Origin of the sequence: Pseudomonas sp. FH1 (assembly GCF_000510895.2) — a bacterium.
GTDB classification, from domain to species: Bacteria; Pseudomonadota; Gammaproteobacteria; order Pseudomonadales; family Pseudomonadaceae; genus Aquipseudomonas; species Aquipseudomonas azotoformans_A.
In genome coordinates this window covers 103125-116159 of sequence record NZ_AOHM01000001.1, presented here as the reverse complement: position 1 = coordinate 116159, position 13035 = coordinate 103125, and the positions used below count along the sequence as shown (strand labels likewise).

The following is a 13035-nucleotide window of genomic DNA, read 5'->3' as shown; positions in this document are numbered from 1 at the left end:
CAACTTCAACCACTTGCGCTTCCGATCTCTCGTCAGCGGGAGGCGAATAATACAGCTTTAAAATTCGTGGTCAACCCCTGCGTAGAAATTCTTTTCCTAACCGAAGCACCGGCCCGGGCGGCACCGTCAGAAGTTGTACTTGAAACTCGTCATGAAATTGCGCGGCGCGCCATAAACACTCCAACTGTCCGCATACGCATAGTAGCTACGATCAAATACGTTATTCACATTCAGCGTGGCACTCAGGTTCTTGCTGATGTCGTACCGCGCCATCACATTGGTCAGCGCATAACTCCCCTGCTCGAACGTGTGCAGGTCCATCCCCGTCTTGCTCTGCCAGTTCACGCCGCCGCCCACGGTGACCTTGTCGAACACTCCCGGCAGCCGGTAAGTGGTGAACGTCTTGAGACTATGCCGCGGGCTGGTCGTGACAATGCGCTGATCGTCCTGATTGGTGCTCACGCTGTACGCATACCCCGCCGACGCCTGCCAGCCTTCGTTCAACTCACCGTTAAGCTCCAACTCGACGCCTTTGGTGGTAGTGCCCTGTTCCAGGTCGTAGATATCCGGCGCACGCACGTATACCGCCAGGTTGTCCTGGTCGATCTTGAACAGCGCCAGGCTGGCATTGAGTTTGTCATCGTTGAAACTGCCTTTTACCCCGACCTCGTAGCCGGTGCCTTCCTGCGGGTCGAGGGCTTTGTTGTTTTCGTCGTGAACGCCATAGGCCTGCGGGTTGAAGATTTTGGTGTAGCTGGCATACACCGCCCAAGTGTCGCTCAGGTCATAGACGATGCCGGCGTACGGCAGGAAGACACCGTTGCGGGTTTCCTTGCTTTCGGTGTTCTGGGTCGGATCAGCGTACACGCTGACTTCGTTGTTGCGCTTCCAGTCGGTAACGCGACCGCCGAGGATGAAGGCAGTATTGTCGGTGACATGAAAGCGCGAGGTCAGGTAGGCGGCGTATTGGTTTTCTTCAATATGCGTCTTACCAACGGGCGTGGTATCCGGGCGGTTGGCGCCGCTGCCGTTCCAGCTGAAAATGTTAGGCACAGTACCGTCGTAGCCGGTCCAGGAACCAAACCAACCGCCGTGGCTTGGGGTATTTTCGTTATAGCGCGACATCATGACGCCAGCGATCAACTCATGCTCGCGCCCAAACAGGCTGAAAGGGCCGGTAAGGTAAGCATCAAGGTTGTTCTGGCGCGGCGTGCCGGACCAGCGGTTGGGATATAGATAGGCGCCCTGCCCGGTGACCTGGTCGATATCACCATTCATATAGTTGATCAGTTCGTCGAATTCATTCTGGGTATGACTGACTTCCACCTTGCCACTCCAGCCGTTATCGAACTGGTGCTCTATAGAAGTGAAGACGTTGGTCTGCTTGCGGTCGTTGTAAGCCCAGTCCGGTGCGCTGTTGGCCGAACGGCTGAAGTTTGTGCGATTGCCATTGCTGTAGAACATCTGGAAGCCGGTGCGCAGCGGGTCGTTGACCTGATTGTTGATATAACTGAAACCCACCGTGAGCATGGTGGCGTCGCTCAGGTCAAACTCGGAAATGCCATACACCAGTTGCGAGTCGGTGTTGACGCGGTCGACCCAGGAGTTCTGCTTCTTATAGTCCACCACCAGGCGCCCGCGAAGATTGCCGCTGTCGTTCAGGGGCCCGGACACATCAAAACCGGTGCCATACCGGTCCCAACTGCCCGCCTCGCCAGTGATGCTGGCCTGGGTTTCGGCGGTCGGGCGCTTGCGGATCAGGTTAATAGTCGCTGAGGGCGTACCCGAACCGCTGATCAGGCCGGTGGCGCCGCGCACTACTTCAACACGATCGTACATCGCAGTGTTCTGCGTGGTGTTGTCCAACCGCGCCGAGGTGGGGACGCCATCGATTTCGAAGTTGTTGATCTGAAAACCACGGGACCAGTAAGTATCGTTCTCCGCGCCCACGCCGACGCGCAGCACAGTGATGCCCGGCGTCGCTTCCAGCACTTCGGTAAGGTTGGTGAGTTTCTGGTCGTCGAGGCGCTGGCGGGTGATCACCGTGAGCGATTGCGGGGTTTCTTTCTGGGTCAGGTTCAGCCGCGTCGAACTGCTAGATGAGTACGTGGTGTACAAACCGGTGCCTTCGGTCGTCGAACCCGGTGCCATGCCGGAGATCGACACCGTACCCAGTTGCAACGCGCCGCCCGCACCTGGCTGTAGTTGATAGCGCCCCTCGCCGGTCTGCACCACCGTGAGGTCACTCCCCACCAATAGCGTGTGCAGCGCCTGGTCAATCGTGTAACTGCCGCGCAGCGTCGGACCGGTCTTGCCGGCGGTGAGCGCGGCATTGCCCGCCAGGTAGATGCCGGCTTGGGCGGCGAGCTGGTTGAGTTGGTCGGCCAAGGCACCGGCGGGCAGATCGTAGGTCTGCACGCTCGACTGCTCAGCGGCTGCCACGAGTGGCGCCATGCCCAGGCTGGCGGGGATGACCAAGGCAATCGCGATAGCCAGCGCTAGAGGTTGGGACGAGTTACGCAGGAATAAGGACATAAAACAGTTCCGGTCGAAGGAGGCGTCAAGCCGTTGTCCTTCTCTAATTCGTATGAGCAATCAAAACCGGAAGCACAAGATGCAAAAAATGTCAGCGCGCAACCACCGTGGTCCACCAGGCGAAGCGCCGCTCGATGCGCACGGGCAAGACCTGCTCAAGCATTGCCAGTACCTGATCGGTGTCTTGCAGTGGATAAGTGCCCATCACCCGAAGATTGGCGACCTGGGGGTCGATGCCCAGATGGCCATGTCGGTAGCTGGCGAGTTCACCAATGAAGTCCCCCAGCCGCATATCGTTCGCCATCAGCACGCCTTTTGACCAAGCCTCGCGCCCAGGTAGAGCACGTTGCGTTGCGGCCAGACGCTGTCGATCAAATAGGACGCCCTGCCCCGCCGATAGGATGCGGCGTTGATCAGTATCCCCACAGGCAGCCTCTACGCTGCCCTCAAACACATTGAGCAACGTGTGCCCGTCCTGTTCACGCACACTGAAGCGCGTCCCCAAAGGACGCAAACGGCCTTGGGGTGTTTGCACCACGAACGGTCGCCCGTCCTTGCCGGTGTTGATCAGGATTTCGCCGCTATAGAGTTTCAACTCGCGCTGGCCGGCGCTGAAATTCACATCCAACGCCGTACCGCTGTTAAGCCAGATGCGCGTCCCGTCGGCCAACAGCTGCTCGCCCGACACCGTGGTGCTCGTATGGAAATCCGTGTTCCAGCCCCCCGACAACCAGCGCTGTTGCCAACCGGCCCACCCCAACAGCGTGCCGGCCATGACCACCGACAACCCGCGCAACACCTGGCGCCGCGAACGCTGAGAATGTCGCAGACTCTCCAGCGTCTTGGTGGCTCCCACGGCATCGTCCTGCAACGGCGCAAAGCGTTGTCCTACACGTGCGACATAGCTCCAGGCCAGCCGGTTGACCTCACTGTGGGCATGCCATTGGCGCCAGGCCTCCTGCAACGGCAGGGCATTGGGCTCGGCACTCAGGCGGGCAAACCAGTCGGCCGCTTGCTGCAAGGTGGCGTGATCCAGGCCACCGGGGTTGGTGCTCATGACAAGGCACCGTCCAACTCAGCCTCCAGCACCATGCACTGGAACATGGCCTGGCCAATATATTTGGTGACCGTACGCTCGCTCACGCCAATACGCAGCGCGATCTCGCGATAGCTCAAGCCCTCGATCTGAGCCAGGCAGAATGCCTCGGACACCTTGACCGGCAAGCGATCAAGCATCGCCTGCAAATGCACCAGGGCCTCCAGCACCAATGCGCGATGCTCCTCCGAAGGCGCACAGTCTTCAGGCCGGCTCGCCAACACCTCAAGCCAGGCCTGCTCCACCTGCTTGCGTCGGAAAAAATCCACACACACATTGCGCGACAAAGTGCTGAGATACGCACGCGCATGCCCTTCGCTGCCGAATTCACGCGGATGGCTCAACAGCCTGACGAAGACATCGTGAGCCAGCTCGGCGGCATCACTGACATTGCCGAGTTTTCGGGCCAGCCAGCGTTGAATCCAACCGTGATGGGCCGAATACAGGCTGCCAACACTGAAAGGTGCGGCGACGCGCTCGGGAAGCGGGGGCATACAAAGCCCTACGAATAAGAATTGTTCCCAATGGTAATGAGAAAAACTGGCCACTACAACGAGCAAAAGCGTCCCCACTGCTGCAGCAGGCAAGTAGCCGCAGGTCTTTTTTTTCCGCCACAGAACAGGGATCATCGCCCTCCCCTACTATTCCCCAAAGACGCCGAGGAACCGAAACCATGGAATTGACGCTGGAAGCGGTTGCGCTCTTTGCACTGAAGCTGGTGCACGAGACGGACGGCGGCAGCCCGGTTTTACGGGATGATCCGGTGATGGAGGGGTATGACCGCGAGGTGTTTGGGTTGTTGGTGCGGCAGGGGGATTTGGGTGGGATTCAATCCAAACTGGTGGAATGTACGGATCAAGCCCTCAATGCATTGAATGGCGCCGACACGGTAATGGGTCGCGAATTGCAAAGGTTGGCGACTAACGTGCAAAACGTAAATCATCTCGATGAATTGCACCCACCGTTAACCACCCTCAAGGACTACTTGAAAGACATCCAGTGAGTCGGTGATCAGCATTCCGGCGAGAAACACCATTAACACCGCCACACCCGCATCCAACCAGCGCCATACCACCGGTGCTCGAAACAATCCCGTCAAGCGCTGACAGCCCAGCGCCAACAACACAAACCAGAGTAGCGACGCGGTCATCGCCCCCATCGCAAAGAGTACTTGGTGACTTGCCGGTTTGGCGGCGCCGATGGAGCCTATCAGTACGACGGTATCGAGCCATGCATAGGGGTTGGCAAACCCCAGCACCACTGCCGTGCGTAACAGCCCTCGTTGCGAATTCCCACCTTGGCTATCCGGCATCGACTGATCACGCAGGCACGCCAACAGGCGTTGGCCACCGAACCACAGCAGATAGGCCGCGCCTGAAAGCAGCAAGAGCGCTACCAGCCTTGGTCGGCTTTCCAACAGCGCGCCTAAACCCGTGATGCCCATCGCGATCAGGAGGATATCGGCAACTACACATACAGCAACCACGCCCCAGATAGGACCGCGGCTGACACCTTGACGGATGACCAAGGTGTCTTTGGGCCCCGGGGCGGCGAACAGACCAATACCTAGCAGCAAGCCTTCAAGGTAGAGCGCACTGAAGTAAGGAGCCATGAAATGTCCGTGCCCTCGGGCAGATTTAGACGAGCTGAATAGGCTGATTGCCAAACCCCGTATGACGGGCGTTTACAACGCTATTCAAGTCAATTGACTGTCGGCGGAAAAAACTGGTTAGCACTTGTCCTGGGCTCGGGTTGGCAAAGTAGATCAACGAGCTTCTGGCTACCGGTCTTTGGGGCGCGAGCACCGCGTGGTAAGCCGCTGGAATTGCATAGCCGGAAAGGTCGGTAAGCAATGAGCCAGCCAGAACCGCAATTTCGTTCTCCAGCAGGCGTACCGGCTCTAATGCACCACCCTTTACCAAGACCAACCCCTCGCGAGTGGGTTTAATGAACGACAGAATGTGACCGTCTTCATGAGGATCCTGGGCGAATCGACGCTCAATGTCTGCAGCCTGGGCACCGTATACACACAACTGTACGTAGGACGCCGACCGAAACGGAGAAGGGCTCACTCCAAACTCGCCACAGATACCGTCCATCAACTCTTGAGCCAACTCGCTGATCTGTTGCTCAAAGATATCCACAGCCGCGAAAAAGCCGCTCCGGGTGAATTCAAAACCTATCCGCTTCGATGCATGCGCAGGCCAGTAGCAGAAGCGCTCACAGAGGTCGGGATGGTCCTCGATATTTGAATATTCGGCACCGAACGGGAAAAAGCCGTCAGTGTCCTGGCTGAATGAAAAGGATGCCTTGGTATTGGGCGAAATCGCTGAGTAGCCATCAACGATTTGTTTGTAGCTCTGCAACATGGCTTCAGGTATTTGCAAGATGCCAAAACCTGATCGAACAATGGAATCACAGCACGCTTTTATCTGAGTCATCGCTATATCCATAAATAGATGTAAAGGAATGCAACACACACTAGGTTCGCAAGCATGTGAGAAACCGCGACACTGGATATAGCCAACCAAAAAGAGACCTTTCCATGTCCTTCACAACGTCGCCAGCAGGGTTCAAGTGTGCATTGCTCATTACACGCAGCGGCGAGCAGGTTGTCCTTTTTGGCGAACACGTTGGCGATCCTCACCAAGGACAGGGAACCAACCATCGACTATGAGTATCAAGACCCGCGACACCCTCCGCGCCCTCCTCGTAAGGCGCAGCCGGGAACTGGGCAAGTCCATGACCACCTTGGCCAAGGAAGCCGGTATTTCCCGGACCTATCTCTACGGGCTGGCGGGCGGTGCTTCCAAAGATCCCTCGGTACGCACACTGATTAAACTGGCGAAGGTGCTACAGGTTTCACCGTTGCTGCTGTTCCGTTACTTCGCGGACCTGGCAGGCGCACCGGTCGATCCACATTCAATGGCAACCACCAACCGCGCGGTAGGCCTGCAGGATCGAAGTGACATAGCCGTGTTCAACGCAGACGTCACCACCCCCGACCAAACTGTCGTGCTGCCCGGCGAAACGTTTCATAAAACCTGGGAGATTCAGAACATCGGTGCGCAGCCCTGGCGCGGCCGAAAGCTGGTTCGCGTTGACGGCGAATACGTCATCGCTCGGCGCTCCGCCATGGGCACGCCACTGGAAGTGGTGATGGACACACACCTGCGCAGCCTTAACAACGAAATCCCCATCGCACAGACACTGCCCGGCCAACCTGTGCATATTACCGTAGAGTTCGCTGCGCCCAAGGAAACCTGCACAGTCACGTCCATCTGGCGAATAGAAGATGAACACGGACAGCCCTGTTACGGGCCAGCCTTCATCCTGCATGTTATCGTCAACGTCATGGCGCGCTGAAGCTAGCGCCGCCCTTCCACCGCCATCCGCACCGCCAACCCCATCAACACCGACCCCATCAACCAACGCTGCACCACCTGCCACCCCGGCCGGGTGACAAAAAACACCGCGATGGAGCCCGCCATGGTGGCAATCACCGCATTGACGCTCACGCTGATAAAAATCTGCGTAAAACCCAGCACCAGCGATTGCGCCAGCACACTGCTATGACCGTTCGGGTCGATGAATTGGGGCAGCAACGACAAGTACATCACCGCCACCTTGGGGTTCAGCAGGTTGGTGACCAGGCCCATGGTGAACAGCTTGCGCGGACTGTCCTTGGGCAAGTCCCGCACCTGGAACGGTGAGCGTCCCCCCGGACGGATCGCCTGCCAAGCCATATACGCCAGGTACATCGCCCCGCCGAAGCGCAACGCGTCGTAGGCAAACGGCACCGCCATCACCAAAGCGGTGATCCCCAATGCCGCGCACAACATATAAACCAGAAAACCCAACGCCACGCCGCCCAGTGAAATCAATCCGGCCGTGCGCCCCTGGCAGATCGAGCGGGAAATGAGGTAGATCATATTCGGGCCGGGCGTGAGCACCATGCCGAGTGAGATGAACGCATAGGCCAGCCAGTTGGACAGTTCAGGCATGATGGGGCTCCGCTTTTTGAAACATCTGGCCAAGGTTGTAAGGTTGGCCGCCATGGTAGGGCGTTCAAAATGCCCGCGTTAGATACAGATCCGCGAGCAAAACGGCATACACCCAAGAGGCAGGCCCATGATCGACTTCAACAACAAAGGTTTCTTCAAACTCAAGCAAAACAACGAATACGCCGAGCGCGTCGCCGACCTGCTGCTGGACGGCGAAGAAGTGGTGGATGCGTACAAGGCCATGCGTGATGGGGTGGTGTTTACCACCAAGCGGATTATCGCGGTGAATGTGCAGGGGATTACCGGTAGCAAGAAGGATTTCACGTCGCTGCCGTACAAGAACATCGTCGCGTATTCGGTGGAGACGTCCGGGACGTTTGATCTGGATTCGGAGTTGGAGATTTACTTTTCGTCGTTGGGGAAGGTGAAATTCGAGTTTACGGGGAAGACCTCGATCGTCGAAATCTCACGGTTGATTTCCAAGCACCTGTTGGGCTGATCGGTGAAAAAAAGACTATGAATATTTCCAGAACTACAACATCACTTCATAAGGCCCCAGTACCTTACTCGTCTGCACCAACCCCTGCCGCATCAACATCTCTAGATAATTCCCCGCCTCCATCGGAGGTCGCCTCAACGCCCGCCTTTGTTTCTGCGCCGCACCCAACACCGCCGCCTGATCCAGATCCCAAAGATCCGAAATAAAGTCATCCGGATGCATCGGCTCAATGTCATAAGCTGCCAGGATGTGCGGTGGAAAGTCTTTCAAGTTGAAGGTTACGATCACCTCAGCCTTGCTTCGTATCGCAGCGGCCAGCACGTGACGATCGTCAGGGTCAGGCAAATCCAAACTCGAACACAAGTCCTCGTACCCCGTAACCAAAGCGTCAGGTATGGCCTTGTCCATCAACTCAGACGTGCAATTCACTTGCTCAGCCGTGAGGTCGGGCCGGTTTTTGAGTACGTTGCGCTTCCACTCCTCATGGATCTGGCTAGTCCATCTCGCTCGATACAACCCTGACAAGCCAAGCCACATCAGCAAATCCCTAAGCGCCGCCGGGTAGAGAACACAAGCATCATATACAGCGGTAAAAGGCGAACACCTCATCCGTCATACCCCATTCCCAACTCCTGGGCCTGTTTAGCAAGCGCCTCCATTGCTCTCTGGCTTTCCTCAGCTCGCCTCTGCTTGAACGCCATCAAATCCGAAAACCGGATTCGCCGATGTCGACCGGTTTTTGTAAAGGGAATGGCACCTTCCTCCAGCATCTTGACCAAGTGCGGCCGTGAAACGTTAAGCAGGTCGGCGGCCTCCTGCGAGGTGAGTTCAGCATGCACAGGGACTACCTTGACGGCATTGCCGATAGCCAACTCGCCCAGGATATCCACCAACAAGCGCAGTGCTGAGGTTGGGAGTACGAGGGTGTGGGGCTTGTCTTCTTTGTCGAAGATATCGATTCGCTGGGTTTCGAATTTGGTCGACAACAGAGACGCCAATTCGCGCTGACCTTGTACGGCCGCTTCGACTTCCTTTTCCAGCGGAAGGATCGTTTTGGGAAGGTGGTTGGTGATCATGATGCAACTCCGGCGACACATAACTCAGTTACGACCAAAGCTAAACGAAACAAACGAAAATCGCAATATTCGAAAAATAGCTACCGACCGAAGCCCTTGTCCACTTTTCGCACACCAATCACCGATTTATGCCGACATAAGGTGTCTAGAGAACCAGGGGCGATTCATCTCAGAGCTTGCGAATGAGGGTTGGTCGTCCCCCTCGCCCCTTACCCCTCCTTCACCTCACTCCCCGACCCCCCAACCAACACCCGATTCTCCGGATCCGTAATATCAAACACCTGCAGCGCACACGCCGCACGGTTGAGCCGGAACTGGAACTCCACCAAATACACCTTGGCCTTTTCCGGGCTGAACGTGTTCATCACCGGCCCGCAGCTGTAGTAAACCCCATTGCCCTGGCTTCTCGCCGAGCTGGACACGGTGAGTTTCTTGCCAGGGTCCGCCTGAATCTCCAATTGTGGAAACCGCTTGAACCCCGCACTCGCCACCGTCTGGTTGACCTTGGCAATCCAGTTGAAGACTTTCCCTTCACCGGTATCCATCACAGTGCCGAGGGTTTCCAGGCGTTGGTCGGGGTCGCCTTCGCGGCGGATGGCGAATTCGACGGGGTTGGTGCCGCCGGTGGCCTTCATGATGACCTTGGCGTGCTCCGCATCCACGGCCACGGTTTTCTGGCGCAGTTGAATGCCGTCCTTGAACAGGCTGGGCGACGAGTCGCGTTGATTGGATTGGCAGGCGCCCAGGGCCAAGGCGATGGAGAGCAGCGCGATTCGCTTCACGGGGGATGTCCTTATCGGGGTGAGAGTGAGTAATGACTGGACCCGCGTTTAAACAGAATGTTCCTCCACTTATGCCGATTCGTTAAACACCAACTGCGCGCGCAACCCACCTTGCTCCCGGTTACGCAGTGCCAACCGACAGCCGATCTTACCCACGATCATTTCGACAATCGCCAAGCCCAGCCCCGCGCCATTGGCATTGCCTCGACTGTAGAAGCGTTCGAACAGGCGCCCCATTTCTGCCTCGTCAATGCCCGGCCCCTGGTCTTCCACACTGAGGCCGTTGGCGCCAATCACCACTTTCACTTCGCTGCCCGCCGGGGAGAAGTTGAGGGCATTGGTCACCAGGTTTTGCAGCGCAATGGCCAAGGCCACCGGTTCGGTCTCGACCCAACATTCTTGATTGCCTTCGAGTACCAGTTCCACGCCTTTTTCCATGGCCAGCGGGGTCAATTCCGCCAGTTCTTCGCGCACCAGCTCGGTGAGTTGCACAGGGATGCACTTAGGGTTGTTCAGTTGCGGTTCGATACGGGCCATGGTCAGCAACTGACTGCCGATGCGCGTGGCGCGGTCGACGCCGTTGACCAAAAAGTCCAAGGCCTCGCGGCGTTGCTCGGGTGTCTCGGCGCTTTGGGCGTTCTGTGCATGGATGCGCAAAATCGCCAAGGGCGTGCGCAATTCATGGGCGGCGTCCGCGATGAAGCGGCGTTCACGCCCGAGTAAATCATCTACTTGGACCAGCAATCGGTTCAACGCGGTCTGCATCGGCTCCAGGTCGTTGGGCAAAGGTTTGAGGTGCAGCGGCTGCAGAGTGTCGGTGTTACGCCCGCGAATCGACAGGGCCATGGCGCGCAAGGGCTTGAGGCCCCAGCCGATGACCAGCCAGATCAACAGTGTCAGCAGCGGCACGCCAATCAACGTGGGCCAGAGGGTGTGACGCATGATGCGCTGGATCACGTCCTGGCGAATGTCATCGCGCTCGCCCACCCAAATCAGCACGCCTTGCTGCGGGTCGGCGAGAAGGAAAGCGCACCAGTCGTGGCCATTGTCCATCAGGTCATGGGAGCCGAGCGTCGCAGGCGGCACACTGAGGATTGGTGCTTCAGCGGAGCGCACCAACAGTTGGCCGTCCGTACGCCATATCTGGAAAGTCAGGCGTGTTTCATAAGGATGGGCAACGCCCTCCTCTCCCACACGGCTCATGGCCTGGTCAAACGCCTCATGCAGCCGGTCCCAATCGGCGTCGCCGGGGTCGCGTTGGCGCAGTACACCTTGCAGCAGGCGGGCGCTTTGGGCGAGTTGGGCGTCGTAGACTTCTTCGATTTCGTGGTGGCTGTCGCGTAATACCAGCCAACTGATCAGGGCATCGCCCAACAGGATCAGCACCAGCACCGGAATAAGGATGCGCCCACGCACCGAGCTCATGGCGTGAGCACCAGCACATAGCCAACACCACGCACGGTGCGGATCAGCTCGGTGGATAACTTTTTGCGCAGGTTGTGGATCAGCACTTCCAAGGTGTTGCTCTCGACCCGGTCCTGCCAGCCGTACAGCGCACGGGACAAGCGCTCGCGGGTCACGACTTTGCCGGGGCGCACCATCAGTTGATGCAACAGTTGGTACTCCATCGGCGTCACGATGATTTCCCCATCCTGAAAACGCACTTGCTGGGTCGCCGGGTCGAGGCTGATGCCGGCGTGCTCCAGCATCGGTTGCGCGCGGCCCTGGCTGCGGCGCAACAGCGCACGCACGCGAGCCTTGAGTTCCTCGACGTCGAAAGGTTTGACCAGATAGTCGTCAGCACCCGCGTCCAGGCCAGCGATGCGTTCCGCGGTGCCGTCGCGGGCGGTGAGGATCAGCACCGGCAGGTCATGCTGCTCGGCGCGCAGTTGCTGCAACAGGTCGAGACCATCAAGACGTGGCAGACCCAGATCAAGCAGCAGCAAATCGAAGGCTTCCGTACGCAACGCATGCAAGGCAGCGACGCCGTCGTGCAGCCAATCGAGGGTATAGCCTTCGGCCGCCAAGGCCACGCGAATCCCTTGGCCGAGGGCGCGGTCATCTTCGACAAGGAGTAGGCGCATCACGAAATCTCTGTGGGAAACGGCGGCATCATGCCGGGTTATGGCCAGGAAAATTCCTACAAAGATGTTACGGCTCGTTGCCAACTAAGGTTGCACTAAGGTTGGTTTTGCACTGTGAAACCTCCCACATCTGCTGAGAGCTTTTCCATGCGCAAAATTCTCCTGTTGTCCCTGATCCTCGCCAGCCCACTGGCCATTGCCGGCCCGCAGTGCACCACCGCCGAGCGCTCGCAATGGCAAGATGAAAAAGCCTTCCAGGACAAGCTCAAGGCCGAAGGCTATACCATCAGCAAGTTCAAGGTCACCGACGGCAACTGCTACGAGATCTACGGCTTCGACAAGGACAAGCGCAAGGTCGAGATCTACCACGACCCCGTCACCGGCAAAGCCGTAAAGACTGAGATCAAAGGCTGATGCCAGGCGAATCCCTGCGCCTGTGGGACCCGTTGGTGAGGCTGTTTCATCTGTCTATCGCCGGGGTCTTTGTCGCCAATTACTTCTTTAACGAAGCAGGCGACGACTGGCATGTCTGGCTGGGCTATTACGCCATGGCCTGGCTGCTGGTGCGTTTGGTGTGGGGATTTGTCGGGCCACGCAGTGCGCGTTGGGCGGATTTCTGGCCGACACCCATACGCCTGAATGCCCACGTGCGCTCATTGCTCAATGGCCGGCCGCAGCATCGCCTGGGCCACTCGCCAATTGGCGCGCTGGTGATGCTGTTGATGTTGCTGGCACTGCTCACCATCGGATTCAGCGGTTTCCTGATGCAGGAAGTCGATGCCCTGTGGGGCGCCGACTGGCCGCTGCAAATCCATGAAACCGCCGCCAATGCGCTGCTGGGCCTGGTGTGTCTCCACGTACTGGCCGCGCTGTTTGAAAGTGTCCAGGTGCGCGACAACCTGCCGTTATCCATGCTCACCGGTCGCAGGAAGCGCCTGCCGGATGAACGTGTGCCGTAA

General features: G+C 58.0%; 16 protein-coding genes. 5 read left to right on the top strand and 11 right to left on the bottom strand.

Annotation, left to right across the window (positions count from 1 at the left end):
* Positions 1 to 126: 126 nt before the first annotated feature.
* The 3 genes from H096_RS00570 to H096_RS00560 all read right to left on the bottom strand — a co-directional run bounded on the left by H096_RS00570 (position 127) and on the right by H096_RS00560 (position 4125).
* A complete protein-coding gene (locus tag H096_RS00570; RefSeq protein WP_033896251.1) occupies positions 127 to 2535 on the bottom strand; it encodes a TonB-dependent receptor in 2409 nt (802 codons plus the stop codon).
* Between the two features lie 91 nt (positions 2536 to 2626).
* Positions 2627 to 3592: a FecR domain-containing protein gene (locus H096_RS00565; RefSeq protein ID WP_082461360.1), complete on the bottom strand. Its 966-nt coding sequence runs from the start codon at positions 3590 to 3592 to the stop codon at positions 2627 to 2629.
* A complete protein-coding gene (locus tag H096_RS00560; protein ID WP_033896250.1) occupies positions 3589 to 4125 on the bottom strand; it encodes a sigma-70 family RNA polymerase sigma factor in 537 nt (178 codons plus the stop codon). The genes H096_RS00565 and H096_RS00560 overlap by 4 nt, the downstream gene beginning before the upstream one ends.
* A gap of 179 nt (positions 4126 to 4304) precedes the next feature.
* Between H096_RS00560 and H096_RS00555 the strand changes: the two genes are divergently transcribed.
* Entirely contained in the window at positions 4305 to 4634 is a 330-nt protein-coding gene (locus H096_RS00555) for a hypothetical protein (RefSeq protein ID WP_033896249.1), read from the top strand.
* On the opposite strand, the gene H096_RS00550 is transcribed toward H096_RS00555, so the two are convergent.
* On the bottom strand, positions 4596 to 5243 hold the full coding sequence (locus H096_RS00550) for a LysE family transporter (RefSeq protein ID WP_051421931.1): 648 nt from the start codon (positions 5241 to 5243) through the stop codon (positions 4596 to 4598). The genes H096_RS00555 and H096_RS00550 overlap by 39 nt on opposite strands.
* Positions 5244 to 5268: 25 nt before the next feature.
* Complete coding sequence (locus H096_RS00545) at positions 5269 to 6072, bottom strand: 2OG-Fe(II) oxygenase family protein (protein ID WP_033896248.1); 804 nt, start codon at positions 6070 to 6072, stop codon at positions 5269 to 5271.
* 232 nt (positions 6073 to 6304) lie between these two features.
* Between H096_RS00545 and H096_RS00540 the strand changes: the two genes are divergently transcribed.
* On the top strand, positions 6305 to 6997 hold the full coding sequence (locus H096_RS00540) for an NBR1-Ig-like domain-containing protein (protein WP_033896247.1): 693 nt from the start codon (positions 6305 to 6307) through the stop codon (positions 6995 to 6997).
* 2 nt (positions 6998 to 6999) lie between these two features.
* On the opposite strand, the gene H096_RS00535 is transcribed toward H096_RS00540, so the two are convergent.
* Positions 7000 to 7635, bottom strand: a complete 636-nt coding sequence (locus H096_RS00535; RefSeq protein WP_033896246.1) for a LysE family translocator — start codon at positions 7633 to 7635, stop codon at positions 7000 to 7002.
* 127 nt (positions 7636 to 7762) lie between these two features.
* Between H096_RS00535 and H096_RS00530 the strand changes: the two genes are divergently transcribed.
* Positions 7763 to 8134 carry a PH domain-containing protein gene (locus H096_RS00530; protein ID WP_016979611.1) on the top strand — a complete coding sequence of 124 codons (372 nt, stop codon included), beginning with the start codon at positions 7763 to 7765 and terminating at the stop codon, positions 8132 to 8134.
* A 33-nt stretch (positions 8135 to 8167) separates the two neighbouring features.
* Here the strand turns inward: H096_RS00530 and H096_RS00525 are convergent, their stop codons facing one another.
* The 5 genes from H096_RS00525 to H096_RS00505 all read right to left on the bottom strand — a co-directional run bounded on the left by H096_RS00525 (position 8168) and on the right by H096_RS00505 (position 12076).
* Positions 8168 to 8743, bottom strand: a complete 576-nt coding sequence (locus H096_RS00525) for a PIN domain-containing protein (protein WP_033896245.1) — start codon at positions 8741 to 8743, stop codon at positions 8168 to 8170.
* Positions 8740 to 9210, bottom strand: coding sequence for a helix-turn-helix domain-containing protein (locus tag H096_RS00520; RefSeq protein WP_033896244.1), 471 nt, complete (start codon positions 9208 to 9210; stop codon positions 8740 to 8742). The genes H096_RS00525 and H096_RS00520 overlap by 4 nt, the downstream gene beginning before the upstream one ends.
* 209 nt (positions 9211 to 9419) lie before the next feature.
* Positions 9420 to 9992 (bottom strand): hypothetical protein, encoded by a 573-nt coding sequence (locus H096_RS00515; protein ID WP_033896243.1) that lies wholly within the window; start codon positions 9990 to 9992, stop codon positions 9420 to 9422.
* Between the two features lie 69 nt (positions 9993 to 10061).
* On the bottom strand, positions 10062 to 11417 hold the full coding sequence (locus H096_RS00510; RefSeq protein ID WP_033896242.1) for a sensor histidine kinase: 1356 nt from the start codon (positions 11415 to 11417) through the stop codon (positions 10062 to 10064).
* The gene (locus tag H096_RS00505) at positions 11414 to 12076 is read right to left on the bottom strand and encodes a response regulator (protein ID WP_033896241.1); all 663 of its coding nucleotides are present in this window, start codon (positions 12074 to 12076) and stop codon (positions 11414 to 11416) included. Before H096_RS00505 ends, H096_RS00510 begins: the two co-directional genes overlap by 4 nt.
* A 147-nt stretch (positions 12077 to 12223) precedes the next feature.
* On the opposite strand from H096_RS00505, the gene H096_RS00500 reads away from it, so the two are divergent.
* Entirely contained in the window at positions 12224 to 12490 is a 267-nt protein-coding gene (locus H096_RS00500; protein WP_033896240.1) for a PepSY domain-containing protein, read from the top strand.
* Positions 12490 to 13035 (top strand): cytochrome b/b6 domain-containing protein, encoded by a 546-nt coding sequence (locus tag H096_RS00495; RefSeq protein WP_033896239.1) that lies wholly within the window; start codon positions 12490 to 12492, stop codon positions 13033 to 13035. The genes H096_RS00500 and H096_RS00495 overlap by 1 nt, the downstream gene beginning before the upstream one ends.

Excerpts from the sequence above, each read along its gene's own strand:
- H096_RS00570 (WP_033896251.1), bottom strand. The coding sequence starts at position 2,535 with ATGTCCTTATTCCTGCGTAACTCGTCCCAACCTCTAGCGCTGGCTATC.
- H096_RS00555 (WP_033896249.1), top strand. The coding sequence starts at position 4,305 with ATGGAATTGACGCTGGAAGCGGTTGCGCTCTTTGCACTGAAGCTGGTG.
- H096_RS00525 (WP_033896245.1), bottom strand. The coding sequence starts at position 8,743 with ATGAGGTGTTCGCCTTTTACCGCTGTATATGATGCTTGTGTTCTCTAC.
- H096_RS00535 (WP_033896246.1), bottom strand. The coding sequence starts at position 7,635 with ATGCCTGAACTGTCCAACTGGCTGGCCTATGCGTTCATCTCACTCGGC.
- H096_RS00510 (WP_033896242.1), bottom strand. The coding sequence starts at position 11,417 with ATGAGCTCGGTGCGTGGGCGCATCCTTATTCCGGTGCTGGTGCTGATC.
- H096_RS00505 (WP_033896241.1), bottom strand. The coding sequence starts at position 12,076 with ATGCGCCTACTCCTTGTCGAAGATGACCGCGCCCTCGGCCAAGGGATT.
- H096_RS00495 (WP_033896239.1), top strand. The coding sequence starts at position 12,490 with ATGCCAGGCGAATCCCTGCGCCTGTGGGACCCGTTGGTGAGGCTGTTT.
- H096_RS00550 (WP_051421931.1), bottom strand. The coding sequence starts at position 5,243 with ATGGCTCCTTACTTCAGTGCGCTCTACCTTGAAGGCTTGCTGCTAGGT.
- H096_RS00565 (WP_082461360.1), bottom strand. The coding sequence starts at position 3,592 with ATGAGCACCAACCCCGGTGGCCTGGATCACGCCACCTTGCAGCAAGCG.
- H096_RS00540 (WP_033896247.1), top strand. The coding sequence starts at position 6,305 with ATGAGTATCAAGACCCGCGACACCCTCCGCGCCCTCCTCGTAAGGCGC.
- H096_RS00530 (WP_016979611.1), top strand. The coding sequence starts at position 7,763 with ATGATCGACTTCAACAACAAAGGTTTCTTCAAACTCAAGCAAAACAAC.
- H096_RS00560 (WP_033896250.1), bottom strand. The coding sequence starts at position 4,125 with ATGCCCCCGCTTCCCGAGCGCGTCGCCGCACCTTTCAGTGTTGGCAGC.
- H096_RS00520 (WP_033896244.1), bottom strand. The coding sequence starts at position 9,210 with ATGATCACCAACCACCTTCCCAAAACGATCCTTCCGCTGGAAAAGGAA.
- H096_RS00500 (WP_033896240.1), top strand. The coding sequence starts at position 12,224 with ATGCGCAAAATTCTCCTGTTGTCCCTGATCCTCGCCAGCCCACTGGCC.
- H096_RS00545 (WP_033896248.1), bottom strand. The coding sequence starts at position 6,072 with ATGACTCAGATAAAAGCGTGCTGTGATTCCATTGTTCGATCAGGTTTT.